26 protein-coding genes are annotated in these 25,327 nt (G+C 68.0%); 17 read left to right on the top strand and 9 right to left on the bottom strand.

Going from position 1 to position 25,327, the window contains the following annotated elements; translation table 11 throughout:
- Window positions 1–5: 5 nt before the first annotated feature.
- Window positions 6–392 carry a DUF5997 family protein gene (locus ACZYYX_RS23535; RefSeq protein WP_463817025.1) on the bottom strand — a complete coding sequence of 129 codons (387 nt, stop codon included), beginning with the start codon at window positions 390–392 and terminating at the stop codon, window positions 6–8.
- A 29-nt stretch (window positions 393–421) separates the two neighbouring features.
- Between ACZYYX_RS23535 and ACZYYX_RS23530 the strand changes: the two genes are divergently transcribed.
- Complete coding sequence (locus ACZYYX_RS23530; RefSeq protein ID WP_463817024.1) at window positions 422–1,141, top strand: LysR family transcriptional regulator substrate-binding protein; 720 nt, start codon at window positions 422–424, stop codon at window positions 1,139–1,141.
- 10 nt (window positions 1,142–1,151) lie between these two features.
- Here ACZYYX_RS23530 and ACZYYX_RS23525 read toward each other — a convergent pair whose 3' ends face one another.
- Both ACZYYX_RS23525 and ACZYYX_RS23520 read right to left on the bottom strand, forming a co-directional pair.
- Entirely contained in the window at window positions 1,152–1,568 is a 417-nt protein-coding gene (locus ACZYYX_RS23525; protein ID WP_463817022.1) for a VOC family protein, read from the bottom strand.
- 96 nt (window positions 1,569–1,664) lie between these two features.
- Window positions 1,665–2,846, bottom strand: coding sequence for a geranylgeranyl reductase family protein (locus ACZYYX_RS23520; protein ID WP_463817021.1), 1,182 nt, complete (start codon window positions 2,844–2,846; stop codon window positions 1,665–1,667).
- Window positions 2,847–2,997: 151 nt separating this feature from the next.
- On the opposite strand from ACZYYX_RS23520, the gene ACZYYX_RS23515 reads away from it, so the two are divergent.
- The 4 genes from ACZYYX_RS23515 (at window position 2,998) to ACZYYX_RS23500 (ending at window position 6,021) form a co-directional block, all read left to right on the top strand.
- Entirely contained in the window at window positions 2,998–3,735 is a 738-nt protein-coding gene (locus ACZYYX_RS23515; RefSeq protein ID WP_463817020.1) for a TetR/AcrR family transcriptional regulator, read from the top strand.
- A 120-nt stretch (window positions 3,736–3,855) separates the two neighbouring features.
- Window positions 3,856–4,578 carry an Atu4866 domain-containing protein gene (locus ACZYYX_RS23510; protein WP_463817019.1) on the top strand — a complete coding sequence of 241 codons (723 nt, stop codon included), beginning with the start codon at window positions 3,856–3,858 and terminating at the stop codon, window positions 4,576–4,578.
- A 152-nt stretch (window positions 4,579–4,730) separates the two neighbouring features.
- Window positions 4,731–5,693, top strand: a complete 963-nt coding sequence (gene nrdF, locus ACZYYX_RS23505) for a class 1b ribonucleoside-diphosphate reductase subunit beta (protein ID WP_463817212.1) — start codon at window positions 4,731–4,733, stop codon at window positions 5,691–5,693.
- Between the two features lies 1 nt (window position 5,694).
- Window positions 5,695–6,021, top strand: a complete 327-nt coding sequence (locus ACZYYX_RS23500; RefSeq protein WP_463817018.1) for a hypothetical protein — start codon at window positions 5,695–5,697, stop codon at window positions 6,019–6,021.
- A 3-nt stretch (window positions 6,022–6,024) separates the two neighbouring features.
- On the opposite strand, the gene ACZYYX_RS23495 is transcribed toward ACZYYX_RS23500, so the two are convergent.
- A complete protein-coding gene (locus ACZYYX_RS23495; protein WP_463817017.1) occupies window positions 6,025–7,539 on the bottom strand; it encodes a GAF domain-containing sensor histidine kinase in 1,515 nt (504 codons plus the stop codon).
- A 72-nt stretch (window positions 7,540–7,611) separates the two neighbouring features.
- Between ACZYYX_RS23495 and ACZYYX_RS23490 the strand changes: the two genes are divergently transcribed.
- Window positions 7,612–7,992: a response regulator gene (locus tag ACZYYX_RS23490; RefSeq protein WP_463817016.1), complete on the top strand. Its 381-nt coding sequence runs from the start codon at window positions 7,612–7,614 to the stop codon at window positions 7,990–7,992.
- Here ACZYYX_RS23490 and ACZYYX_RS23485 read toward each other — a convergent pair.
- The 4 genes from ACZYYX_RS23485 to ACZYYX_RS23470 form a co-directional block, all read right to left on the bottom strand.
- Window positions 7,974–8,627: a response regulator transcription factor gene (locus ACZYYX_RS23485; RefSeq protein ID WP_463817015.1), complete on the bottom strand. Its 654-nt coding sequence runs from the start codon at window positions 8,625–8,627 to the stop codon at window positions 7,974–7,976. The genes ACZYYX_RS23490 and ACZYYX_RS23485 overlap by 19 nt on opposite strands.
- 40 nt (window positions 8,628–8,667) lie before the next feature.
- Window positions 8,668–10,263 carry an APC family permease gene (locus tag ACZYYX_RS23480; RefSeq protein ID WP_463817014.1) on the bottom strand — a complete coding sequence of 532 codons (1,596 nt, stop codon included), beginning with the start codon at window positions 10,261–10,263 and terminating at the stop codon, window positions 8,668–8,670.
- Between the two features lie 202 nt (window positions 10,264–10,465).
- Window positions 10,466–11,512 (bottom strand): NAD(P)-dependent alcohol dehydrogenase, encoded by a 1,047-nt coding sequence (locus ACZYYX_RS23475; protein ID WP_463817211.1) that lies wholly within the window; start codon window positions 11,510–11,512, stop codon window positions 10,466–10,468.
- 130 nt (window positions 11,513–11,642) lie between these two features.
- Window positions 11,643–12,308, bottom strand: coding sequence for a TetR/AcrR family transcriptional regulator (locus tag ACZYYX_RS23470; RefSeq protein ID WP_463817013.1), 666 nt, complete (start codon window positions 12,306–12,308; stop codon window positions 11,643–11,645).
- A gap of 224 nt (window positions 12,309–12,532) precedes the next feature.
- On the opposite strand from ACZYYX_RS23470, the gene ACZYYX_RS23465 reads away from it, so the two are divergent.
- From ACZYYX_RS23465 to ACZYYX_RS23415, 11 genes are read left to right on the top strand one after another with little or no spacing between them, the layout of a single operon-like run.
- On the top strand, window positions 12,533–14,542 hold the full coding sequence (locus tag ACZYYX_RS23465; RefSeq protein WP_463817012.1) for a dipeptide ABC transporter ATP-binding protein: 2,010 nt from the start codon (window positions 12,533–12,535) through the stop codon (window positions 14,540–14,542).
- Window positions 14,542–15,414, top strand: coding sequence for an ABC transporter permease (locus tag ACZYYX_RS23460; RefSeq protein WP_463817209.1), 873 nt, complete (start codon window positions 14,542–14,544; stop codon window positions 15,412–15,414). Before ACZYYX_RS23465 ends, ACZYYX_RS23460 begins: the two co-directional genes overlap by 1 nt.
- Window positions 15,411–16,415 (top strand): ABC transporter permease, encoded by a 1,005-nt coding sequence (locus ACZYYX_RS23455; RefSeq protein WP_463817011.1) that lies wholly within the window; start codon window positions 15,411–15,413, stop codon window positions 16,413–16,415. The genes ACZYYX_RS23460 and ACZYYX_RS23455 overlap by 4 nt, the downstream gene beginning before the upstream one ends.
- Window positions 16,416–17,063, top strand: a complete 648-nt coding sequence (locus tag ACZYYX_RS23450) for a cysteine hydrolase family protein (RefSeq protein ID WP_463817009.1) — start codon at window positions 16,416–16,418, stop codon at window positions 17,061–17,063. It abuts the gene before it with no gap.
- A complete protein-coding gene (locus ACZYYX_RS23445; RefSeq protein WP_463817008.1) occupies window positions 17,060–18,637 on the top strand; it encodes an ABC transporter substrate-binding protein in 1,578 nt (525 codons plus the stop codon). Before ACZYYX_RS23450 ends, ACZYYX_RS23445 begins: the two co-directional genes overlap by 4 nt.
- Entirely contained in the window at window positions 18,637–19,476 is an 840-nt protein-coding gene (locus ACZYYX_RS23440; RefSeq protein ID WP_463817007.1) for an N-acyl homoserine lactonase family protein, read from the top strand. The genes ACZYYX_RS23445 and ACZYYX_RS23440 overlap by 1 nt, the downstream gene beginning before the upstream one ends.
- The gene (allB, locus tag ACZYYX_RS23435) at window positions 19,431–20,774 is read left to right on the top strand and encodes an allantoinase AllB (RefSeq protein ID WP_463817006.1); all 1,344 of its coding nucleotides are present in this window, start codon (window positions 19,431–19,433) and stop codon (window positions 20,772–20,774) included. Before ACZYYX_RS23440 ends, allB begins: the two co-directional genes overlap by 46 nt.
- Window positions 20,771–21,541, top strand: coding sequence for an aspartate/glutamate racemase family protein (locus ACZYYX_RS23430; RefSeq protein ID WP_463817005.1), 771 nt, complete (start codon window positions 20,771–20,773; stop codon window positions 21,539–21,541). The genes allB and ACZYYX_RS23430 overlap by 4 nt, the downstream gene beginning before the upstream one ends.
- Before the next feature lie 13 nt (window positions 21,542–21,554).
- Window positions 21,555–22,574: an allantoicase gene (gene alc / locus ACZYYX_RS23425; RefSeq protein WP_463817004.1), complete on the top strand. Its 1,020-nt coding sequence runs from the start codon at window positions 21,555–21,557 to the stop codon at window positions 22,572–22,574.
- Entirely contained in the window at window positions 22,571–23,086 is a 516-nt protein-coding gene (locus tag ACZYYX_RS23420; RefSeq protein WP_463817003.1) for a hypothetical protein, read from the top strand. Before alc ends, ACZYYX_RS23420 begins: the two co-directional genes overlap by 4 nt.
- The gene (locus ACZYYX_RS23415) at window positions 23,083–24,126 is read left to right on the top strand and encodes an isopenicillin N synthase family dioxygenase (protein ID WP_463817001.1); all 1,044 of its coding nucleotides are present in this window, start codon (window positions 23,083–23,085) and stop codon (window positions 24,124–24,126) included. The genes ACZYYX_RS23420 and ACZYYX_RS23415 overlap by 4 nt, the downstream gene beginning before the upstream one ends.
- Here ACZYYX_RS23415 and ACZYYX_RS23410 read toward each other — a convergent pair.
- Entirely contained in the window at window positions 24,119–25,252 is a 1,134-nt protein-coding gene (locus tag ACZYYX_RS23410) for an iron-siderophore ABC transporter substrate-binding protein (RefSeq protein ID WP_463817208.1), read from the bottom strand. The two genes, ACZYYX_RS23415 and ACZYYX_RS23410, sit on opposite strands and share 8 nt — an antisense overlap.
- Between the last annotated feature and the right edge of the window lie 75 nt (window positions 25,253–25,327).

Here is a 25,327-nt window from a genome sequence, read left to right as displayed (position 1 = left end):
CGGGCCTACTTCTCGGAAGCCTGATCCGCGCGTGCGGCCTTCAGGCGACGCTCTTCGCGGAGCACGTTCTGGTAGCTCTCGCGTTCGGCGACCAACCACTCCGGCTTATCGGCGAGCAGCGCGTCGATCTGCTCGGTGGTCAGCGCCTCGGTGACCCCTCCGCGGGCCAACCCCGCGATCGACACCCCCAGCTTCGCCGCCACCAGGTTCTTCGGATGCGGGCCGTTCTTGCGAAGATCCTGCAGCCACTGCGGAGGATCGGCCTGCAACCCAGCGAGCTCGTCGCGGGTGATGGCGTTGCTCTGGAACTCCTCGGGTGTCGCCGGCAGGTAGACGTCCAGCTTCTTCGCCGCGGTCGCGGGTTTCATCGACTGCGAATTCGGCCTGCTCATGACGCTCAGGGTATCGGTAGCCTGTGGCGATGGTCCCGCCGTCGCAGCCGTCGCTCACGGTCGGCTACGTCCCGGGCGGCACGCCCGCGAAATGGGCGCGCCACTGGACGCAGCGTCACCCGCAGGTTCGGCTGGAGCTCACCACGATTCCCGCGGCCGAGGCTGCTGAGGCCGTACGCGACGGTACCGTCGACGTCGCGGTCCTGCGCCTGCCCACCGACACCTCCGGGCTGGCGGTCATCCCGCTCTACGCCGAAACCACAGTCGCCGTCGTCGCGGCGGATCACCTGCTGAGCGCCGCCGACGAGATCACCGCCGCCGATCTCGCCGACGAGTCACGGCTCGTGCCCCTCGACGACGTCGTCGACTGGCCTGACGCACCCGGTACCCCGGCCGAGCATCGGCCCGAAAACACGCCAGCTGCAATCGAACTCGTCGCTGCAGGGGCCGGCGTGCTGATCGTCCCGCAGTCGCTGGCGCGCCTGCATCACCGGAAAGACATCACCTACCGGCCTATCGTGGACGCGCCTACCTGCGCTGTCGCGCTCGCCGTGCCGCAGGGTCCGCAATCAGCACTCGTCGACGACTTCATCGGTGTCGTCCGCGGCCGCAAGCCCGGCTCGTCCCGCGGTCAGACGGAACCGGCGCCCAAGCGCACCGCACGCGAGAAAACACTGGCCAAGCAGGCCGCCCGCGCCGCCGCGGGCAAGGTGGCCCGCAAACCCGGCCGAGCCCAGCGGGGCCGCTGACCGCGGAGCGTCAGAGCGTCAGCGTGCCGTCGTCGTTGATCGTCCACGCCGGGTTCAGCGCCACCTCCCACACGTGCCCGTCCGGGTCGGCGAAGTATCCCGAATACCCGCCCCAGAAGACCCTTTCAGCCGGCTTCAGCAGCGTGCCACCCGCGGCAACAGCCTGCTCCAGCACCGCGTCGACGTCGGCTTCGGAGCGCTGATTGATTGCGATCGTGATCCCACTGAACCGTCCGTCCACGGGATGGTGAGCGTCCTCGGCCAGATCCGCGCGACCGAACAACGCCAACGCAATACCGGGCATTTGGTAGAACACCACGCCCTCGGGCGCGTCGTGGGGCAGCCAACCAAGACCGTCCTCGTAGAACCGGCGCGCCCGCGCGAGGTCGTCGACACCGAGCGTGATCAGGCTGATGCGTTGCTCCATAGGGCGACCGTAGCGCCGACCCCTGACACCACACCGCCGGGTGTGGACTGTCACTCCAACACCCGGCGGGGCGCCGACATTGCGGCGGGGTGGTCTCTAGAAGGTGTGCTGGGGGCCCTGGGCCTTCTTGTACAGCGACTTGAGCATCCGGTCGCGGAAGTGGGCGTTGTCGATCAGCTTGATACCGGTGTTGGCGACCGCCGGAATGCCCGCCAGCTTGTGGAAGTACCTGCCGCGCTTGTACTCCCGGCCCCACGCGGCTTCCATGCGCTGCCCGTAGTTCGTGAAATCGTCGGGCCCGCCGTTGGTCAGCGCGGCGATCGCGCACTCACCCGCGGCCAATCCGGACTCCAGTGCCTTCGAAATGCCCGCGCCCGATGCCGGTTTGCCTGCGCCCAGCGAGTCGCCCGTGAACAGCACACCTGGGCGCCACGCCGGCCAGGCGGTGAACCCCATGGGCAACCGCCAGGCGCGCACGCTCTTGTTCTTCTTCAGCTCCTCGATGGGCGGCAGATCCCACTCTCGGGGCAGTGTGCGCAGGAAGTCGCCCAGGAACTGGGTCGCGTTGATGGACTGCCAGTTCTTGTAGCTGTTGACGTAGCCCAGGCCGATGTTGAAGATGCCGTCGCCCATCGGGAAGACCCACCCGTAACCGGGCAGCTGGTCACCCTGGAACTGCAGCTTGAGGTAGATGTCGAGGCTGTCGGAGTCCGCGCGGTTGGCCGGCATCTCCGACCGGATCGCGATCGCCGAGTAGCCGTTGTACTCGGAGTCGATCTTCAGCGCGCGCTTGATGGGGGAGTAGGCGCCGTCGGCGGCGATCACCGCGTCGCCGTACACCTTCTCGCCGCCCTTGAGGACGACACCGATGACGCGTCCGTTGGCGTCGAGCTCCGGTCCTGCCACCTCCGCGCCCTGGCGCACTTCGGCACCCGCGGATTCGGCGTGCTTGAGCAGCGTCGTGTCGAGGTGCTCGCGGCTCACGGTGTGCCCGTGGTTGGGCATGCCGGGACGCGTCGGGAACGACAGTTCCCAGCGGCTGGGGCTGAAGACGGTCACCCGGTTGACGCGGTGATAGGTGGCCACCTCGTCGGCCAGCCCCATCTTCTGCAGGTAGCTCACGGCGCGCGCGGTCAGGCCGTCGCCGCAGGGTTTGGCCCGCGGGAACTGTGCCTTGTCGAGCACCACCACGTTCGCTCCGGTCTGGGCGGCCTGCCATGCGGCCGCCGATCCCGACGGCCCCCCACCTGCGATGACCAGGTCGTATCGCTGCGTCATATCTCTCGTCTCGTTGCGCGGCTGTCGCCCGAGATAGTACCGATTCGGAGGCGCGCTGCGCGGCACGGCCGTGATGATCTGTTGGTGACGCGCTTCCCGCGGCGCGCGGTCGGGGCAGGTCAGCCGCATCTGTACCGGGTAGAGTGTCCGCGTGCGACGAGGGCCGAGCAGGCGCGCAGCCGACGAGCCGGGCGTCAAGGTGGACGCCCGTAGCGAACGCTGGCGCGAACACCGCAAGAAGGTGCGGTCCGAGATCGTCGACGCGGCATTCCGGGCGATCGACCAGCAGGGCCCCGATGTCTCACTGCGGGAGATCGCCGAAGAGGCGGGCACGGCCAAACCCAAGATCTACCGGCACTTCACCGACAAATCGGACCTTTTCCAGGCGATCGGCCAGCGCATGCGGGACATGTTGTGGTCGGCCATCTTCCCGTCCATCGACGTCTCGACTGATCCGGCGCACACGATCATCCGTCGCGCCGTCGAGCAATACGTCCGGCTGGTCGACGACCACCCGAACGTGATCCGGTTCCTGATGCAGGGCCGGTTCGCCGAAAGCGAGTCGACGATCCGTGCGGTGAACGAGGGCCGTGACATCACGCTGGCGATGGCCGACATGTTCAGCCACGAACTTCAGGACATGGAGCTCGACGGCGCGGCGTTCGAGCTGGCCGCGTTCGCGACCTTCGGGGCTGCGGCCTCTGCGACCGACTGGTGGCTCGGCACTGCGCGGGACATGCCGCGGCGGCTGCCGGCCGAGAAGTTCGTCGATTACCTGACCACGATCATGCTGGGCTCGATCAACGGGACCTGTGAGGTGCTCGGCATCCGCATCGACCCGGACCTGCCGCTGCACGAGGGCGTCACCCGGCGCGAACAGGTCGCCTGAGCCCGTCCCCGTCGTCGCGTCCCTGGGAGAACTGCACCCTGCCGGCACGTCCAGCGCGTTCCTAGGTTCGATGTCATGGTCACGAAGACATCGGGAGAGAATCAGCGCTGGGGCGCGAGAATGAGATCGTCTGTGATCGGCGCGGCAGCGGCCGTGGCCGTCGGCTGCAGTAGCACCGGCACCGCCGATGCCGCCGAGGGTGAGGGGCGCAACGCCCAGGTGGTGCGCGACGCCCTCGCGCTTGGCGTCGGAAGGGCGGACACCTTCTACTCGATCCTCGCCGACGACGTCCACTGGACGGTGGCGCGGGCCGTCCGGCCCTCGACCTACACGAGTCGAATCGACTTCCTGCGGGACGGTGCCGGGCCCATCGTGTCTCGCCTCGCCGGAGAGATCCGGGCCGACGTGCGCGAGCTCCACACCGATGGCGACACCGTCGTGGCCCTGTGGCGGGGCACGGCGACCGCCCGCGACGGCCGGCCGTACGTCAACGACTACGCCTGGGTGATGACGCTGCACGACGAGCGGGTGATTCGCGTGACGGCCTACCTCGACCTGGTGGCACTCGATGAACTCCTGACCCGCGTACCGGCCGCACCCGCCGCCGACCACCCATACGTGGGCATGTGGGTGACCGCCGACGGGGAGATCCGGCAGGAATTGCTGCCCGACGGCCGCTACGACGAGGCTCGCGGGGACCGGCAGAGCGCGTACACCGGGCGGTACGAGGTGACGGGCAATCGCATCGAGTACTGGGACGACACCGGCTTCACCGCGTCCGGAACGTTCGTCACCGGCGACGAACTGCACCACGGCGGGATGGTCTTCTACCGGCGAAGGTAGTGAAAACAGTGACGATCAGCGACACGCCCGAACACAACATCTCGTAGAGCATGGCGATGTCGCCCCCCAGTTGTAGTGTTGGCAGCGGTGCGGGGGATCCCGCGACGACAGCGTAAACAGCCAGGTGAAATGGGGTTCTCGTGAGTGATGGCATCAAGCTGATCGACCGTGTTTCTGCGATCAACTGGAACCGCCTACAGGACGAGAAAGACGCCGAGGTCTGGGAGCGCCTGACCGGCAATTTCTGGCTGCCGGAGAAGGTGCCGGTGTCCAACGACATCCCGTCGTGGAACACGCTCACCGCCCACGAGAAGCAACTGACGATGCGGGTGTTCACCGGACTGACCCTGCTCGACACGATCCAGGGCACCGTCGGCGCGGTCAGCCTGATCCCCGATGCGCTCACGCCGCACGAGGAAGCGGTGTACACCAACATCGCGTTCATGGAGTCGGTGCATGCTCGCAGCTACAGCAACATCTTCTCGACGCTGTGCTCGACCGCCGACATCGACGATGCGTTCCGCTGGTCGGAGGAGAACCCCAACCTGCAGCGCAAGGCGGAGATCGTCATGCGCTACTACAAGGGTGACGAGCCGCTCAAGCGCAAGGTCGCATCCACTCTGCTCGAGAGCTTCCTGTTCTATTCCGGCTTCTACCTGCCGATGTACTGGAGCAGCCGGGCCAAGCTCACCAACACCGCCGACATGATCCGGCTCATCATCCGTGACGAGGCCGTGCACGGGTACTACATCGGATACAAGTTCCAGCGCGGTCTGGCGTTGACGGACGAGAGCATCCGCCAGGAGCTCAAGGACTACACCTACGAACTGCTGTTCGAGCTCTACGACAACGAGGTCGAATACACCCAGGATCTCTACGACGAGGTCGGCCTGACCGAGGACGTGAAGAAGTTCCTGCGCTACAACGCCAACAAGGCGCTGATGAACCTCGGCTACGAGGCGCTGTTCCCGCGGGACGAGACCGACGTCAATCCGGCGATCCTGTCCGCGCTGAGCCCCAACGCCGACGAGAACCACGACTTCTTCTCCGGCTCCGGGTCCAGCTACGTCATCGGCAAGGCTGTCAACACCGAAGACGAGGACTGGGACTTCTGACATGACCGAGCCGGCGAGCGGAGCCCTGGAGGAGGAGCCGGTCGACGCGCCGAAGCGTTCGACGTGGCGGGCTCTGCTCGACGCGCTGAGTCCGAAGACTGTCTGGTCGATGTCCGACGGCTACCCGGTCGTGCTGAAACAGTTCATCCAGTTCTGCCTGATCATCGTCTACCCCGGCTGGGTGCTCGGGATCCTGGGGTGTCTGGCGGTGTACGGCTTGTTCTACGTCACCGTGTATCCCGTTCTCTGGGTGCTGTTCTGGCCGATGCGGGCGTGGATGAAGAAGAACCGCCCCGAGGAATACGCCGAGAGTCAGCGCAAGAAGTAGTCGCTAGGACGCCGCGTGCTCGGCGACCGGAATGGTCGCGGTGATGTGGGTGCCCGCGCCGGGCCGACTCGTGACGGTGAGCGAGCCGGAGAGGGCCTCCACCCTGTCTCGCAGACCCATCAGACCTGAGCCCGCGCCCGACTCTGCGCCACCGACGCCGTCGTCGCTCACCGACAGGTGCAGCGTCTCGTCCGCCAGCCTGGCATCGATGGTGACCACCTCCGCTTGGGCATGCTTGGCGGCGTTGGTGAGCGCTTCTGCCGCAAGGTAATACGCCGCGACCTCCACTGATTCGGGCAGTCGGCGGTCCACGTCGATCGTCACCTCGACAGGCACGGTCGAGCGGCGCGCCAGCGCCTTCAGTGCGGCAGGCAGCCCTCCCTTGGACAGCACAGCGGGATGCATCCCTCGGGAGAGCTCCTGCAAGTCCGAGTACAGATCCGCCAGTCCCGCGACCGCGGCCGACAGCTGATCGCGCACATCTTCGGCGCCGGCGGCTGCCTCGGCGGCTCGCAGCTGCAAGCTCAACGAGACGATCCGCTGCTGCGCTCCGTCGTGGAGGTCGCGTTCGAAGCCCCGGCGCGCTTCGTCGGCGGCCGCGACGAGGCGCGCCCGCGACGCGGTCAGCTGTGCGCGGGTTTCCGCGTTGGCGATCGCCGTGGCGAGCAGATCGGCGAAGTCCCCGATGTGGGCGTCGAGGTCGGGGGCGATCTCTTCGGAGTCGAGGCACCCCACCAACAACGCGCCACGCACGACGCCGCCGACGATCACGGGCACGCCGGTGGCCGAACGCACACCCAGGACACGCAACCTCGTCGCGATCGGGCCCGTTGCCTCGTCGTAGTCCTCGATCCGGGCCGGCGCGCCCCGCTGGCGAATTCTCGTGCTGACGCTGTCCCCGGAGAGGGAGAGCCGCTCACCAGGAGCCAGGCTCCGCTTCCCGGGCCGGTCGCATGCGGCGAGCACCACGGCGATGTCGTCGGGTTCGAAGCGCAGCAGCGTGACCTGATCGACGCCCAGACTGCGCGCCAGCTCCTCGACCGCGACTCCGAAGACCTCGGTGGGAGCCGCGCCGCGCGCGACCAGGGTGGCGACGCGACGCAGCGCGGCCTGCTGCGCGGCCAGCCTGTCGGCCTGCCGCCGGCGTTGCTCGGCCTCGGCCGCGCGGACCCGCGCCTGGCCCACCAGGGCATTGGTCAGCAGCGCCAGCGTCAGGAAGACCGCCACCGCGGGGGCGAGGCTGTCGCGGCCCTCGAGATGGAGATAGGCATACACCGCCGCGCTTGCGAACGACGTCGCGACGGCGAGGCCGAAACCCCACCCGGCGGACACGACCAGCACACCCAGCAGCAGCAACGCCCCGAAGGCGTTCATGGGCGCAACCCGTTTCAGCGCGACGACGGCGAGCACCTCAGCAACCAGGAAAACGCAGGCCACCACGATGCCCACGCCGAGCGGGCGGGCGGTGGGTCGCACGACCACCGACAGCAGCGTGGTCGCAAACGAACGCCAGGTCACCCGCCGATGGTAAGGGCAGAGATTCCCGTTAACAGGAATGCCAACAGGGGATCCCCCGGGCAGACTCGAAGAATGACCGGTGTGCGCTGCTTGATCGTCGACGACAGCTCGTCGTTCCGCGACGCCGCGCGCGCCATGCTGGAGCGCGCGGACTTCGTCGTGGTCGGAACGGCCGCTGATGCGAGCGAAGCGGTGCAGCAGGCGCACGCGCTACACCCCGACGTCGCGCTGGTCGACGTGGATCTGGGCGCCGACAGCGGGTTCGACGTGGCCGAGCGCCTGGCCGGCACCGCGGTCATCCTGACCTCGACCCACGACGAGCAGGATTTCGCCGATCTGATCGACGCCAGCCGCGCGCTCGGGTTCCTGCCCAAGCTGGCACTGTCGCCGTCTGCGGTGATGACGATGCTGGGTCGCGTGCCCTCCAAGACGGCTCAGCGCGACTCCAGGTAGAGGATCACCGCGCGCACGCGGCGGTGATCGTCACCGGTCTCGGGCAGATCGAGCTTGGTCAGGATGCTGCGCACATGCTTTTCCACCGTGCCCTCGGTGACCCACAGGCGACGTCCGATACCACCGTTGGACAGGCCCTCGGCCATCAGCGTGAGGACTTCGTGTTCCCGCGCACTGAGCGCAGCCAGGGGATCGTTGCGCTTGCGTGCACCGATCAGCTCGGCCACCAGTGCGGGGTCGACCACCGACGCGCCGTTGGCCACGCGTTGCACCGTGTCGATGAAGTCGTCGACGTCGGTGACGCGGGTTTTGAGCAGGTAGCCGATCGCGTGGCCGCCGGCGAGCAATTCCATGGCGTGTTCGACATCGACGTGTGCCGAGAGCACGACGATGCCGATGTCGGGCGACTCCTCGCGGATCACCCGGGCCGCGTCGAGGCCCTCCGTCGTGTGGGTCGGCGGCATCCGGATGTCGACGAGCACCAGATCGGGCTTCTCGGTGCGGACCAGATCGAGGAGCGCCGACGCGTCGCCGGCCTGGCCGAGGACCTCGAGGCCCGAGCGTTGGAGCAGACTGGCCAGCCCCTCCCGCAACAGCACGTCGTCGTCGGCGACGACGACCCGAAGAGCGCCCATGGTCTGACATTCTGACATCGACGCGTCGCCCCGGGCGTTCCTAGCTGCGTTCGTGGGCGTCTTCCATCACGGTGCGCCCGATCTCGGCGTAGGTGCCCGGTCGCGCGCTGCGCAACCACAGCGCGTAGGCGATGCCGATCACGAACACCGCCAGGATCAGATAGGGGGCACTCTTGAAGACCAGTGAGTTGGCGGCGTACCCGGCCGCGAACGCCCGGTTGTCCCACAGCAGCCACACCACGTACGCCATCGCCACGCCGCCGAGCAGGGGGCACAGCAGGGTGGTGATCACGTTGCCGGAGTGGACTTTTCGCACCCAGAAGTACCAGATGACCGCTATCGAGCAGATGGCCTGCACCAGCAGGATCGCTGCCGTGCCGATCAACGCGAGGATGCCGTAGATGTTGGTGTAGGGCACCAGGCTCGGCGTATCGACGGGTACTCCGCTGGCATCGGGTACCTGTACGGCGGTGAAGACCGCGAACAGCACCACGATGACGAGGGTGATCACGGCCTGCACTGCTGAGGAGATATAGGGCGAGCCGTGCTTGGGGTGTGCAGTGCCGAGCGTCGACTTGACCGCACTCACCGGGATCTCGCGGCCGAGGGCGAACAGGTAGCGCGACGCCGCGTTGTGGAAAGCCAGCGCACACGCGAACGAGCCGATCACCAGCAGGATCTTGTAGACGTCGAGCAGGACACCGCCGAGGTTGGCCTGCACCAGGTTGAAGAACAGGTCGAGTGGCGAGGAGCTGATCGATGCCTCGACCGAGGTCTTCGCGCCGTTGCCGGCCAGCACCATGGAGGAGATGAACGTGTAGAACAGGCCCAGGCCGATCACCGCGATCAGTGTGGCGCGCGGAATGATCTTCTTCGGGTTGCGCGATTCCTCGCCGTAGACGGCGGTGGTCTCGAAGCCGACCCAGGACCAGAACGCGAAGAACAAGCCGATCGCCATCGAGCCGGCGGCCGCGGCGGTGCCGAATGCGCCTTCGGGCAGGCTCTCGAACGCGTTGTTGAGAAGCACGGTCTGATCCAGCATGAAGCCGTCGGGCCCGCCGCCCTTGGCGATCACCGTGAACGCCAACGCGAGCAGGATCAGGACTTCGGAGACCAGCGTGACACCGAGGATGGCCGCGGTCAGGCTGATGTGGAAGTGGCAGAGCACCCCGATGACCACGATCGCAGCGATCGCGAAGACGAGCCACGGAATATCAACTCCGGCAATGGTATTGACGGCGTCATTTGCGAAGTAGGCGCAGCCACCGATCAGAGACCCCTCGAACACCACGTAAGCGAAGGTGGCCAGGAATCCACTGGCCATTCCCCACACCTGCCCGAGGCCGTGCGAGATGAAGCCGTAGAACGCGCCGGTGGTGGTGATGTGTTTGGCCATCGCCACATATCCGAGTGCGAACAACGTCAGGGCGATCGTGGCGAACAGGAACCCCGCCGGTGCGCCGAGGCCGTTGCCGAATCCGACGGCGATCGGCACGTTTCCGGTCATCGCCGTGATCGGCGCGGCGTTGGCGACCGCCATGAAGATCACCGCGACCATGCCGATCGCGCCTTTCTTCAGTCCAGCGGGTGCAGCGGTGGCTGCTTGCGCGGATTCGGCTGCGGATTCGGTGGCCATCGCGTCTCCTGAGGGGTAGAACCAGTGCGAGAAAGGCCCGCACGCAGACGGACCGGACAGAGCGTCGCACTGTATAGACCACGCGACAACCGGAGAAATGCAGTGTTAACACGGCGTCCAGGAAGCTCACAGGTCGGCGATGGTGACCACACAGAACGGCCGCTCGCCGAGGAGTACCTCGACGAGCGGCCGGACTCGAGAACTACCTCAGGGTCGAGGTGTCGATCACGAACCGGTAGCGCACATCGCTGGCCAGGACGCGCTCGTAGGCCTCGTTGACGTACTCGGGGTCGATGACCTCGATCTCCGGCGTGACGTCGTGTTCGGCGCAGAAGTCGAGCATCTCCTGGGTCTCTGGGATGCCGCCGATCATGGAGCCGGCGAGGCTGCGGCGCATGCCGGCGAGCGGGAAGGGAGGCACCTCCATCGCGTGCTCCGGCATACCGAGTTCGACGAGGGTGCCGTCACGCTTGAGCAGGCTCAGATACGCGCCCAGGTCGAGATTCGCCGACACAGTGTTGAGGATCAGGTCGAACTGGCCGGCCAGCTTGCCGAAGGTGTCGGTGTCGCTCGTGGCGTAGTACTCGTCGGCGCCGAGGCGAAGACCGTCTTCCATCTTCTTCAGTGACTGGCTGAGCACGACGACGTGCGCGCCCATCGCCTTGGCGAGCTTGACGCCCATGTGGCCCAGGCCGCCCAGTCCGATGACCGCGACGTTCTTGCCGGGCCCGGCGCCCCAGTGGCGCAGCGGGGAGTAGAGCGTGATGCCCGCGCAGAGCAGGGGTGCTGCCTTGTCCAGCGGGATGGAGTCCGGGATGCGCAGGACATAGCTCTCGTCGACGACGATCGCGCCGCTGTAGCCGCCCTGGGTGGGCTCACCGTCGCGGCCGACGGCGTTGTAGGTGCCGACCATGCCGGTGCCGGTGCAGTACTGCTGGAGGCCGTCCTTGCAGTTCTCGCACTCGCGACAGGAGTCGACGAAGCAGCCGACGCCGACGTGGTCGCCGACCTTGTACGTGGTGACCTCGGAGCCGACCTCGGTCACCACGCCGGCGATCTCGTGGCCCGGGACCACCGGGTAATTCGGCTTGCCCCACTCGCCCTTGACCGTGTGGATGTCGGAGTGGCAGATGCCGGCGAAGTGGATGTCGAAGGCGACATCGTGCGGTCCGACCTCGCGGCGGGTGATCGTGGTCTTGGTGAGCGGCTCGGTGGCCGATGTTGCTGCATACGCGGAAACGGTGGTCAAAGTCTCGTCCTCTTGTCGTGTTGTCATCGTGTCGTCTTCACTGCGTGAACCGGCCCGTCCCGCGGGCCGAGCAGTTCAACATCGAGCATGCCCCGTATTCATCCATGCGCATACCAGCGCGTGAGAATCGTCACGGGCCGGCGGCGGTCAGCGCCTCTCGGGTGCGGGCGTGCAGGGCGGTCGGGTCGGCAATGCCCAGGACCCTCAGACACGCATCGGCGACATGGCCGGGCAGCCGTTGGCGCGCCACCCCCTCGGGGGTGGACCACATGTTCACCAGGGATTCGACCAGGCGAAACGGGAGGTCGGCCGCCGCCGGATCGACCCCCGTGTCTTCCAGGATGGCGGAGCTCAGCTCCAGGTAGTGCCGGCGCAGCCGCTCGCGTTCGGAGTAGAAGGGTTCCAGTCGGGCGTCGCGGAGTTCGGGAAGCAGATAGAGGGCGCCGAGATTCCACCGGCCGCTGAGCAGCTGTCTGCCGTCGAAGACGGCCAGCGCGTGTAGTTGCTGGGCCTGACTCATCGCCGGGTCGGCCTCACGCAGGACAGGGATGATCGACAGGGTGGGGGAGACGGTCTGGCTCAGCAGGGCGCACAGGATGTCGTCTTTTGTCTTGAAGTAGTGGTACAGCGACGCCTGCCGGATGCCGACGGATTCGGCGATGTGGCGCGTCGAGGTCCCGGCATAGCCCTGCGTGGTGAACAGTTCCCCTGCGGCGTCGAGGATTTCATCGCGAGCGGTGACACCGGGACGGCGCTGGGCCTGCAGCCGGGGTCGTCCGGCGCGGGTCAGCGGCATGGCTTCATCGTGGCCCATGATCGGTCCGATTAGGTGCCTCCGCTCATATCTGTCACGCGATAGAAACACGGGACATCAATCGGTTACCTCGGCCGTCAATTGGTTACGCCAGCGACACCCACGGGGCGTCCAGTCCGAGAAAACTGTCGATCGACAGGCGAGCTGCGCATCGACGAGCTGCCGCCGCACCCAGACTCATAGCCCGAGACTCCAGGAGCATCCGCGTGGGCACTACCGCATCCACCGTTGCCGACGCGGCAGCAGGCTCGGAGGCGCCTGCCTCCGGATCTCCCGTGGCCACGGTCGCCGACCTGCACGTCACGTTCACCCGCAGGGGGCGCGACGTGCATGCCCTGCGGGGTGTGTCGCTGGCGATCGCGCCGGGCGAGATCGTCGGGCTGGTGGGTGAATCAGGTTCGGGCAAGAGCGTTCTCGGCTTCAGCATGCTGGGGTTGCTCGCCGACGGTGCGCGAGTCCGCGGCCGGGTCCGGGTGGCCGATTCCGACATGCTGCCGGGAATGCCCGGATTCGATTCGAAGAACCTGCGCAAGGTGCGTCGGCTCGACCTGGGTGCGGTGTTCCAGGATCCGATGACGTCGCTGAACCCGACGATGCGCATCGGCAAGCAGGTCGAAGAGGTGGCGGGGAGCCCCGAGGAGGCGCTGCGGCTGCTCACCGCCGTCGGCATCCCCGACCCGAAGTCCCGCATGCGGGCCTTCCCGCACCAGTTGTCGGGAGGTCTGCGCCAGCGCGTGATGATCGCGATCGCGATCGCCGGCGATCCCGAGCTGGTGATCGCCGACGAACCCACCACCGCCCTCGACGTCACCGTGCAGGCTCAGGTGCTGGCCTTGCTGCAGCGGCTGCGCGACGAGATCGGTTGCAGCATCGTGCTGATCACCCACGATCTCGGCGTCGCCGCGCAGATCGCCGACCGCATCGCGGTGCTCTACGCCGGACGCATCGCCGAGATCGGTCCTACCGCACAGGTTCTCGACAGTCCCGCGCATCCCTACACCGCTGGCCTCCTCGGCTCCCGGTTGACGTTGCAGACCGCGCGGGACCGCCGGCTGGCTGCCCTGGCAGGCTCGGTGCCCAGCGCGGTGGATCCGCTGCCGGGGTGCGCGTTCGTTCCCCGGTGTGCCCTCGCCGCGCCGGAGTGCGAGCAGGCCCCGCCGGAGCCGATTGCGGTCGCTCCGGGACGGGTGAGCGCCTGCGTGCGCACCCCCGCGGAGGTCGCCGAGCACTATCGGACGCCCGTCGAGTCCGTCGCTGATCCCGCCCGAACGGAGGCCGTCACGGCCGATGACGCACCGTCGGCCGTCGACCTGCGCGACGTGACGAAGACGTTCACGGTGGCGCGCCGGTGGCTCGACCGCACCACCGGTGCCGGCAAACTCCAGGCGCTGCGCGGAGTTTCGCTGCGTGTCGCGCACGGGGAATCCGTGGCGCTGGTGGGGGAGAGCGGCTCCGGTAAATCGACGCTGCTGCGGGTGATCGCGGGTCTGGAGAAGGCCACCTCGGGCACAGTGCAGCTCCCGAGCGGTCAACGCCCGCAGATGGTGTTCCAGGACGCGGGCGCATCGCTGACGCCCTGGTTGTCGGTCGGCGAGATCATCGGCGAGCGGATCAAGAAGGGCACACGCGCCCAACGCCGTGCCGCGGTGACCGAGGTTCTCGAACGCGTCGGGCTGCCGGCCGACATCGCCACTGCGCGGGCCGGCCAACTCTCGGGCGGGCAGCGGCAGCGGGTCGCGCTGGCGCGTGCCACCGTGATTCCGCCGTCGGTGCTGCTGTGCGATGAGCCGACCAGCGCGCTGGACGTGTCCCTGGCCGCGTCGGTGCTGAACCTGATCGCCGATCTGCGTCGCTCCCTGAACATGTCGGTCCTGTTCGTCACCCACGACCTGGCGGTGGCGCGCGTCGTCGCCGATCGCATTGCGGTGATGTACCTGGGCCGCATCGTCGAAGTCGGCTACGCCGACGAGGTGATCAGCCGTCCCGCACATCCCTACACGCAGGCGCTGGTCGCCTCCATTCCCGATCTCGGTCGCGAATTGCGTGCGTTGCCAGGGGAACCCGCGAGTCCGCTGGCGCCGCCGGACGGTTGCGCATTCCATCCGCGCTGCCCGATCTCCATCGACGCGTGTGCCGACCCCGGCCTCGACGTCCGGCTCGAGGGCCGCCCCGGCAGCGCACACCGCGTCGCATGCATCGAACGGCGGGCCGACTGATGGCGTTGGCGGTCCCGATGGCGCCGGTCCGGTCGCGGCGTCCCCTGCGTCTGGTTCGGATGCCCACGTCGACGCTGCCACTGCTGAACTGGATCGGATTCGCCTCGATCTTCGTCGTGACGGCGGTGGCGATCGCAGTGCCGGTGCTCGCGCCGTATGACCCCCTGCTACCGGTCAGCATGCCGCTCCAGCCGCCGGGCACCAACGGGTTCCTCCTCGGCACCGACAGCATCGGCCGCGACATTCTGTCGCGGGTGCTCTTCGGGGCGCGCTCCAGCTGGTTCGCCGCTCTGGTCGTCGTCGCCGTCGGGTTGCTCATCGGCGGGCTGATCGGTCTGATCGCCGGAGCAGCAGGGGGCTGGCTCGACTCCGTGCTCATGCGCATCACCGACGCGTTCCTCTCGCTGCCCGCGCCGGTGCTGGCGATCGCCGTGGTCGCCGCGCTCGGACCGGGATTCGTCCACACCCTGATCGCGGTGTCGATCGTGTGGTGGCCGTTCTATGCCCGGCTCGTCCGCGGAGAAGTGGCACGCCTGGCGGCCCGCCCCCACGTGGAGGCCGCAAAACTGGCCGGCGTCAGTCCGATTCGGCTGGCCATCCGGCACCTCCTGCCCGGCGCGCTGCCCAACAGTCTGGTCGCCGCGAGCCTGGACATCGGCACGCTGATACTGACCCTGGCGGCGCTGTCCTTCCTCGGGCTCGGTCAGGCCGCGCCGGCCCCCGAACTGGGCGCCGACTCCGCGCGCAACCTCAGCTACTTCCTGCAGCAGTGGTGGATCCCGGTGATGCCTGGCCTCGCCGTGCTGGTCCTGGCTCTCGTGGGGAACATCGCAGGCGACTGCCTGCGCAACCTGATGAAGGACCGCGCGTGAAGACGTTCGTGATGACGCGGGTCGCTGCGATGCTCGCGATCCTGATCGCGCTGACCGGGGTGTTGTTCGTACTCCAGCACATCTCGCCGCTGGATCCGGTCAAGGCACAGATGGGGGCGCAGGCCTCCGGTGAGGCCGTCGCGGCGCGCCGGGAGGCGCTGGGCCTCAATGACCCTGTGCTCGTGCAGTTCTGGCACTATCTGACCGGGGCCGCGACCGGCGACCTCGGCACGTCGTATCGAACCAGGCACCCCGTGCTCTCCGATCTCGGCACGTTCTTCCCCGCCACGCTGGAACTGGCGATGTACGGTCTGGCGATCGCGCTGGTGCTCGCCGCCCTGCTCGCATTCAGCACCACACTGAAATGGCCTGGCGCCCAGGTGTTGCGCGCCGTCCTGTTCACCAGCTCGTCGGCGCCGATGTTCCTGCTCGGCATCCTCGGCCTGCTCGTGTTCTACAAGACGCTCGGATGGGTGCCTGCCAACGGCCGCACCGCGCTGGCCGACGTCCCGGACGGACCGACCGGTCTCTTCACAGTCGACGGACTTCTGCACGGCAGATTCGACGTCGTGGCCGACGCGCTGCATCACCTTCTGCTGCCGGCTGTCGTCATCGCACTCGGCCCCGCCGTGGCGATCGGACGGGTGCTGCGCAGCAGCCTGATCGACGACATCGACAGCGACTACGCCAGGACTGCCCGCGCGAAAGGCCTGTCGGAGACCCAGATCATGGCCCGCCACGTCCTGCGCAACTGCGTCGGCGCCGCACTGTCCATGACGGGATTGCAGGTCGGCCTGATGTTCTCCGGCGTCCTCGTGGTCGAGCAGGTGTTCGGCTGGCCGGGGATCGGTCAGTACATCGCGCAGAGCATCCCCGTCGCAGACTTTCCCGCCATCGCCGGCGTCACGCTCATGCTCGGCGCCCTTTATGTCGTCATCAACACGGCCGTGGACCTACTCCAGGCCGCCGCAGACCCCCGCATCGCAGTCACAGGAGGATAGGTGCCGAAACAGCCACTGATCGTGGGCAATCCAGTGCTCGTCGTCGTCGACATGCAGGAGGCCGGCGGGATGCCCGCCGACGAGGTGGGCATCGAACACATGCCCGGCTTCGACGACCGCGTCGCCCGCGCCCAACGCATGATCGACGCCGCCCGCGCGGCCGGCATCCCGATCGTGTTCTTCCAGGAGGTGCACCGGCCCAGCGGCATCGACTTCGGCCGGGAACTCGACGGCGTGGAAGGCGAGCACTGCGTGGACGGCCGCCCAGGCACTCCGCTGCACCCCGCCCTGCTGCCCGACCTCGACGGACCGAACCACGAATTCCACATCGTCAAGCGGCGCTACTCCGGCTTCATCGGCACGGAGTTCGAGATCGTGCTCTCCGGACTCAAGGCCGACACGCTGATCCTCATCGGCGGCCTCACCGACGTTTGCGTGCACTACACGTTCGCCGACGCCCACCAGCGTGACTTCTACGTCCGCGTGGTGACCGACTGCGTCGGCGGCTCGACGCAGTACCGCCACGACGCGGCGCTCGATGCGATGGAGTACCTGCAGACCGGTGCGATGCGCACCACCGAGGAGATCCTCGACGCGTTCGCCGAAATCGGTGCAGCGACAAACATTTTGGAAGGAGCGGCACGATGAGCCGACGTCTGAGGTTCGGCGCCGCGCTGGCTGCGCTCGTCCTGACAGTGAGTGCCTGCGGCGGATCGGATTCCGGCAGCAGCACGCCCAATGCGGCGCCCACCGACAAGGTGTTGCACCTGTCGTTCCTGCAGGACATCGGCCAGCCGCCGGACCCTGACATCTACTACGCGGGCCAGGGCCTGCTGCTGACCACGAACACCTACGAAGGTCTGCTGCAGTACAAGGCCGGTACTGAGAAGCCCGAACTCGAGCCGCTGCTGGCCACCGAGTGGACGGCCTCACCCGACAACCGGGTCTACACCTTCAAACTGCGCGAGGGCGTGAAGTTCCACGACGGAACACCGTTCACCTCCGCGGCGGTGAAGGCCTCCTTCGACCGGCGGGCCGCGGTCAACCAGGGGCCGGCGTACATGGTCTCCGACATCGAGTCGGTCACCACCCAGGGCGACTACGACGTCACCGTCACGCTCAAGGCGCCCAACTCGGCGTTCCTCGACTACCTGGCCTGTCCGTACGGTCCGAGGATGCTCAGCCCCGTTGGGCTGCAGAAGAACGGGGGCGCCGACAACGCGCAGGGCTACCTGACCTCTCACGATCTGGGCACCGGTCCGTACACGCTGACCGCCGCCGAGGTCGGCTCGAAGTACGAGCTGACCGCGTTCGCGGACTACTGGGGCACGAAGCCGTATTTCGAGAAGGTCGAGATGCCGGTGATCACCGACGTCTCGGCGCAGCAGCTGCAGTTCAACAACGGTCAGCTCGCCGCGATCCTGCACGACCTGCCCTCGTCGGCGGTGCAGTCCTACCTCGACAACAAGGCGTTCGCCAACTACTCGCTGCCGACCATGATGTCGAACTTCGTCTACATCAATCCCAAGAAGGGGATGATGGCCGACGCGAAGAACCGCAACGCCGTGATGCAAGCCGTCGACGTCGACGAGCTGGTCAAGCAGACCTATTTCGGTCGCGGAAAGAAGGCCGAGCAGATCTACCCGCCGAACGTCATGGAGGCGCAGTACGCCAAGCAATCGGTGACCCACGACCCGTCGGTGCTGTCCGGCATCGCCGCGTCCCTGCCCGCCGACCAGAAGGCCGTCACCATCGGCTACGACTCGTCCAACCCAGACAACCAGCTGATCAGCAATCTGCTCCAAACCCAGCTGGCCGCAGCCGGTCTCACGGCGAAGGTGCAGGCGTACCCGACCTCGGAGATCTACGGGTGGATCGGTGGCGACGGGCAGGCGGGGCCGGAGATCATGACCTACCTCGGGTGGCCCGACGCACCGTCGCCCTACACCTGGGGCCACATCTCCTGGGATGCCGACGGCGGTCTGAACTTCTTCGGCTGCTCCTCCCCGGGAATCACCGATGCGCTGGCCAAGGGCCTGCCCACCGGATCGGACGCCGACTTCTCCACCGCCGGTGAGGAAGCCGTGAAGACGGGCTGCTGGCTCAACGTCGCGGACGTCAACGACTTCATGGTGGCTCAGCCGTGGCTCAAGGGCGTCGAAGCGGCCCACGTCGTGACGAACCCGAACTCGCTGCGCCTGGCGGCACTGTCGGTGGGCTGATGGCGACGCTGACACGGCGCAGCGGCGTACGCCGGATCGTCCTGCTCACCCTGGGGTGGGAGGACCTGCCGAAGTCGGTGTCGGTCCACGGCGCACCGTCGGACATCCGTCTGCGGGAGCCGGTTCCCGGGGTGCTGCTGCAGACCGACGGCGGCTGGGTTCTGCTCGACACCGGGTTCAACACGGCGCTGATCCGCGACCCGCACCTGCGGCGCCGTTATTACCCGAGTGTCGAGTACCAGCCCATCCTGCCCGGGCCGGGGGAGCCGATCGAGGAGTCGTTGTCCGGCATCGGAATCGACGTCGACGACATCCGGGTGGTGGCCGTGTCGCACCTGCACACCGATCATGCCGGCGGGCTGAAACTGTTCGCCGGCAAGGTGCCGGTGCACGCCCAGCGGCGCGAGGTGGAGTACGGCCTGGCCAATCATCCGGAGCCCGAACGGCACGCGATCTTCCGGGTCGACTTCGACGACCCGACGATCGACTGGCAACTCGCCGACGGCGAGGCCGACATCGCCCCCGGTGTCACCGCGATCCCCACCTACGGGCACACCCCGGGGCATCAGAGCTTCGTCGTCGAACTCGACGAGACCGTCTGCGAGGCAGGGAGACCCGCCGGCTACGTCTTCGCGTTCGACGCGGCCGACCTCATGGAGAACATCGAGGGCGAGTTGCCGGTCGGCGGCTTCATCGACGTCGACCCCGCCGACACGGTGGAACCCATCCGGCGGCTCAAGAGACTGGCCCAGGAGAAGGAGTATCCGCTGATCCCCGGCCATGATCCGCACGTGTGGCCGGAGATGACACGGCACTTCGACGAGCGGTTCCCGCGGTGATCGACCTGGTTCTGCGGGCCGATCGGGCGCTGATCGATGGCGAGATCCGGCCGGCATCGGTGGCTGTGGCGCGCGGTTTCGTCGTCGACGTCGGTGTCCGCGATGCCGCCTACGACACCCGCGCCGAGATCTCCGTCGCGCGGGGTGCGGTGCTGCTACCGGGATTCGTCGACACCCATGTCCACGTCAGCGAACCCGGGCCCGACTGGGAAGGGTTCGCGAGCGCGACCGAGGCCGCCGCGCGCGCCGGCATCACGACGCTGGTCGACATGCCGCTGGATTCGCTGCCGGTCACCACGACCGTCGCCGCATTGGGCGCGAAAAGGGCGGTGGCACAGGGCCGATGTCACGTCGCCGTCGGGTACTGGGCCGGAGTGGTGCCCGAGAACGTCGGCGCGTTGCGGCCGCTGGCCGACGCGGGAGTGCGCGGGTTCAAGTGTTTCCTCGCCGACTCCGGCAACCCGCATTTCGGCCGTCTCACACCGGAGGAGTTCGCGGCCGCCGCCCGCGAGATCGCCGACCTGGGATCGGTGTTGCTGGTGCACGCGGAGGATCACGACGTCGTGGCCGGGAGCGCACCCCCATCGGGCCCGTCCTACATGTCGTTCCTGGCATCCCGTCCGGCGGCTGCCGAGGTCGGCGCCGTCGAGCTGGCTGTCGCGGTGGCGCGCGACACCGGAGCGCGTATCCACATCGTGCACGTGTCGAGCGCTGAGACTGTCGAGGTCCTTGCCGCCGCCAAAGCGGCCGGTGTCACCGTGACCGCTGAGACATGTCCGCATTACCTGACGTTCGCCGCCGACCAGATTCCCGCGGGGGGAACACAGTTCGCGGTCTGCCCGCCGATCCGCCGCAGTGACGACCGTGATGCGCTGTGGGCCGCGCTGGCCGGCGGAACCCTCGACATGGTGGTCTCGGATCACTCGCCGTGCGCGCCGGCACTCAAGGGGTCCGGCGATTTCGGCGCCGCGTTCGGGGGTATCAGCTCGCTTCAGGTGAGCCCCCGCGCCGTCTGGACCCAAGCCGCGCAACGCGGTGTCGGGCTGGCCGAGTTGAGCCGATGGATGTCGGAGCGGCCCGCGCGGCTGGCGGGCTGGACCGACCGTGGCAGCATCGCCGCAGGAGCCCGCGCCGACCTGTGCGCTTTCGACCCCGACGCCACCGAACCCGTGGTCGCGGCACATCTGCGGCACCGGCACCCTCTGACTCCGTACGACGGCATGGTCCTGCGTGGCCGTGTCCTCGGGACGTGGGTGGAGGGCAGGCCGGTCTACGAGGCTGCGGGGGTGACGGCGTGAGACTGCTCGTCCTCAACCCCAACACGTCGGTGTCGATGGCCGGTGAGATCGCCTCAGCGGCCACCGCAGCGGCCCACCCTGGTACCGAGATCATCTGTCGGAGTGCACCATTCGGGGCCACCGCCATCGACTCCGCAGCGGAGAGCTACCTGTCGGCGGTCGCGGTGATGGATCTCGTCGCGACCCTGCAGGAGGCGGGGGAGTTCGACTTCGACGCCGTGGTCCTCGCGGGATTCGGCGAGCACGGCCGCGACGCGCTCGCCGAGATGCTGACCGTTCCCGTGTTCGACATCGCCGAGTGCGCCGCCCATGTCGCCCACCTGATCGGGCGCCGCTTCTCCGTGGTGACGACGCTGGCCAGGTCGATCGCGCCGATCGAGGACCGGCTGCTGCTGGCCGGTCTGGACGCGCACTGTGCGTCCGTCCGGGCCTGCGGTCTGGGCACCGCCGAGGTGGACGCGGACCCGGCAGGCGCGGTCCGCGCCATCGTGGCCGAGGCGGCGCGCGCCGTCGCCGAAGACGGCGCCGACGTCATCTGCCTCGGCTGCGCGGGCATGGCCGGGGTGACCGCTGCCATCTCCACACACGTCGGAGTGCCCGCGGTCGACGGCGTCGCAGCGGCCGTCGCGCTGGCCCAGGCGGTGGTGGGCCTCGGACTGTCGACCAGCAAGGTCGGCGTGTACGCGCCTGGGCCGGCCAACCCACGAAGCCACTGGCCCCTGTCGGCGGCACTGGGGCATTCGATCATGAACGGGCAGGGCTCATGAATTCACAGAACTCATGAATCCAAAGAACGACGTCGACCTCGCGTCACGGATCCTCGGCGGAAGCGTCGTCGCCGCCAGCGACGAATCGTTCGGCGTCAAAGAACGTCTCGTCGACCCGGCAGAACCCGCCTTCGTTCCCGGCACCTACGACCTGCGTGGCGAGGTGGTCGACGGGTGGGAGACACGACGCCACGCCGGGCCCGAGGGTGACTGGGCGATTGTCAGGCTCGGCGCCCCCGGCGTAGTGCACACCGTGGACGTCGACACCCGGTTCTTCTCGGGAAATCACCCGACCGCGTGCCGGGTGGATGCCTGCGTCCTCGGCCTCGCCCAGGACCCGACGGCCTCCACAGTGGACTGGGCACCGCTGACGGAATGGACCGCGCTCAAACCTGATTCGGCCAACAAGCTGCCGGTGACCGATCGCCGGCGGTGGACGCACGTTCGGCTCAGGCTCGCCTCTGACGGCGGGGTGGCCCGGCTGCGCGTCTACGGCACGGTCCTTCCCGACCCGGCCGAATTCTGTGACGTCAGCATCGAGGTGTCCGGGCTGGAACAGGGTGGTCGCGTCGAATGGTCCAGCGACAGTTTCTATTCCGATGCCAGTGCGTTGATCCGACCGGACCGGCCCCGCACGATGGGTGATGGCTGGGAGACACGCAGGCGCCGCGACGTCGGGCCCGAGACGCACGACGCGGTCCTGATCTCGTTCGCGGTGCCGACGGATCTGCGACGCCTCGAGGTCGACACCTCGTGGTTCGTGTTCAATTCCTCCCGCGAAGTGTCGGTGCTGGCCAGCCGCCACCGTCCGGACCTCAACGGCTGGGCGAGGGTGCCGTTCGACGTGCCGGTGCTGGACCGCACGCCGCTGGCGGCCGATACGCGGCACCGATTCGCGGTGGCCGTCGACGACGTCTGCGCGTTGCGGGTGCAGGCCTATCCAGACGGCGGGCTCGCCCGCGTCAGAGCGATCGGCACGCCGACACCCGCGGGTATGCAGAGCCTCCGCGCCCGCTGGGAGGAGGCTCGATGACCGAGGTATCGGCACAGGACTGCATCGGACTCTGGCGGCGCGTGCTGCTGGTGCCGGCCGAAGGGCCGCCGGACACCTCCACCGATGTGCTGTGGCTGCAGGGACCGACCGGTTACGTGGACACCCGCGGCTTCGCCGGCGCCCTGTCCCAGAGCGACGACGTCTTCAGCTGGCATCGCGACGTCGACACCGAACCGACCGAGCTCCCGGATGCCGGCCGAATGCGTTGGGAAGACAGCACATTGATCGAGACCGGGGTTCACGAACGCTACACCGAGCACTGGGTCCGCGAGTACGGGCCGGCCGAACCCGCCGGCGCGCTGTTCCTGTCTGCCGGTGCCGAGCGCGCCGTCCTGGTGCGCGTGGGCCGGCTGATCGGATGGGCGACCGCCGCAGGCGCCCTGGTCGCTGACGCGGAGCGGATTCAGGGCTGGCCGTGCCATGAGGACCACATCGTCGCCGACGGTGTGCGCTGGACGATCACCGCACGAGAAGGAGTCACGACATCGTGAGCAGCGCAACGTCTTTCACATCGATACCCATCATCGACATCAGCGGTCTGCGCTCGGAGGAGCCCACCGATCGGGAGGGGGTCGCGGCATCGATCGGGGCCGCCGCCCGCGACATCGGCTTCTTCTACATCAGCGGATCGGGCATCGACGAGGCCCTCTTCGATCAGCTGCTGGCAGCCACGAAAGCATTCTTCGCCCTGCCGCTGGAGGAGAAGATGCGCAGCTACATCGGCCTGTCCGGATGCCATCGCGGCTATGTTCCGATCGGTGAGGAAGGGGTCGAATCCGGCGTCGGTGACTTCAAGGAAGCCTTCGACACCGGGCTGGATCTGCCCGCCGACGATCCCGAATACCTCAGCGGTAACCCGATGCTCGGGCCGAACACCTGGCCCGCGGTGCCGGGTTTCGCGGCGGCGGTCACCGCTTACTACGACGCGATCATGGCCGTCGGGCATCGGTTGCTCCGCGCGTTCGCGGTGGCCCTCGGCGAGGATCCGGATGTCTTCTCCCGCCACACCACCAAGCCCCCGAGTCAGCTGCGGCTGGTGCACTACCCCTACAACTCGGACGCCAGTGACGCGCCCGGGATCGGCGCGCACACCGATTACGAATGCTTCACCTTGCTCAAGCCGACGGCGCCCGGGCTGGAAGTGCAGAACGGCGCCGGCGAGTGGATCGACGTACCGCCGATCGAGGGCACCTACGTGGTCAACATCGGTGATCTGCTCGAGCTGTGGACCAACGGGGTGTACGTGGCCACCAGCCATCGGGTCCGGCGCGTCGCCGAGGAGCGTTACTCCTTTCCGCTGTTCTTCAATGTCGACTACGACACCCAGGTCGCCCCTCTTGCGCAGTTCGCCAACGCGGGTACGGTGGCGCGGCCTGCGCTGCGGGCGGGTGAGCACCTGTTCGCCCAGACGGCCCAGACGTTCGCTTATCTCCGCCGGCGCATCGAGTCCGGTGAGCTGGTCCTGCCCGACGGCGCACTGGAGCCCAACCAGTTCGGGCAGCAGGCGCGCCACCACGACCGCATCAGTTGATCGGAGCGTTGACCAGTCGAAGATCGGCCATGATGCCGCGGGCGGCGACGATTCCTTCGCCCGTCTGCCAGATCTCGTTGTTGACCGCGTACACGCGGTTGTCGCGGTTGGCCGACAACTTCCTCCAGGCGTCGCTGTTCATCACCTTCGGAGCCCGCTCCCGCGCCTCGGCCGTCGCGAACGAGACATAGACGATGTCCCCGTCGGCGGCGGAGAAGTCGGGCGAGCCCGAGAGATCGGCGTCGGAGATTCCCACCTCGACGTAGGGCTTGTCCGAAAACCGTTGTGAGGCAGGACGATCTACGCCCACATCGGCGAGAATGCTGCCGGGGAAGTTGTCGGTGCCGAACACCCGCATGGTGGTATCGGTGAACTGCACCACCGAGGCCTGGAAATGCACGGCGTCAGTGTCGGTGCCGACCCGGTCGGCCTGGCGGTCGAAATCCTCGACGAGCCGGTTGGCGGCGTCGAGCCGACCGGTCGCGGCACCGACGGCGCGGAGATCGTCTTTCCACGCCGTACCGGGCGGACCGGTGAACACCGTCGGTGCGATCTGCGCGAGTGCCGGATGCTCTGAGGGGGTGAGCCCCACCGAGCCGAGGATGAGGTCGGGCCGCGCCCCGCGAATGGCCTCGAGGTCCGGATCGGTGCGGCTTCCGGCGGCCGGCAGCTCGTGGATCGCGGTGCCGAGATAGGACGGTTGGTCGGGAGAGCCGTCGGGCAGTGCGGCGGCGACGACGCGGGACTGCAGCCCGAGGGCGCAGAGCGTGTCGAGCTGGTCGCCGGCGAGCGCCACGATGCGTTGCGGATCGGCGACGACGGTCGTGGTGTCCGGTATCGGGGGAGTGATGGCATGGCCCGTGGCGTTGCGCACCTCCCGCTCGGGCGGTCCGTCATCGAGTGGTGCGGGCTCGGGAGCGCAGGATTCGTCCGGCCGGCGGTCGTTGCCGAGCACCCCGGCACTGGCGATGCGGGTGGTGCTGGTGACGATCGACGTCGGATCGGCCCCGGGAGCCGCGGGCTGATCCGATTGGCCACACCCGGACAGGAGGGCCGTCAGTGCCGTGCCGAGCGCGATCACGGGCAGGCGGACCGCGCCTGGTCGGCGGGTCCGTGCTGCTGCCATCGAGACGCCCATCGACACGACGCCGACGGTAACACCCGGTGTCCTCCAGGAGGCTCCCGATGCTGGTCACGCGGG

The organism is Mycobacterium sp. IDUB_1, assembly GCF_055419625.1.
The sequence above is the reverse complement of the archived record's forward strand: the minus strand, read 5'-3'. Positions and strand labels throughout refer to the sequence as shown.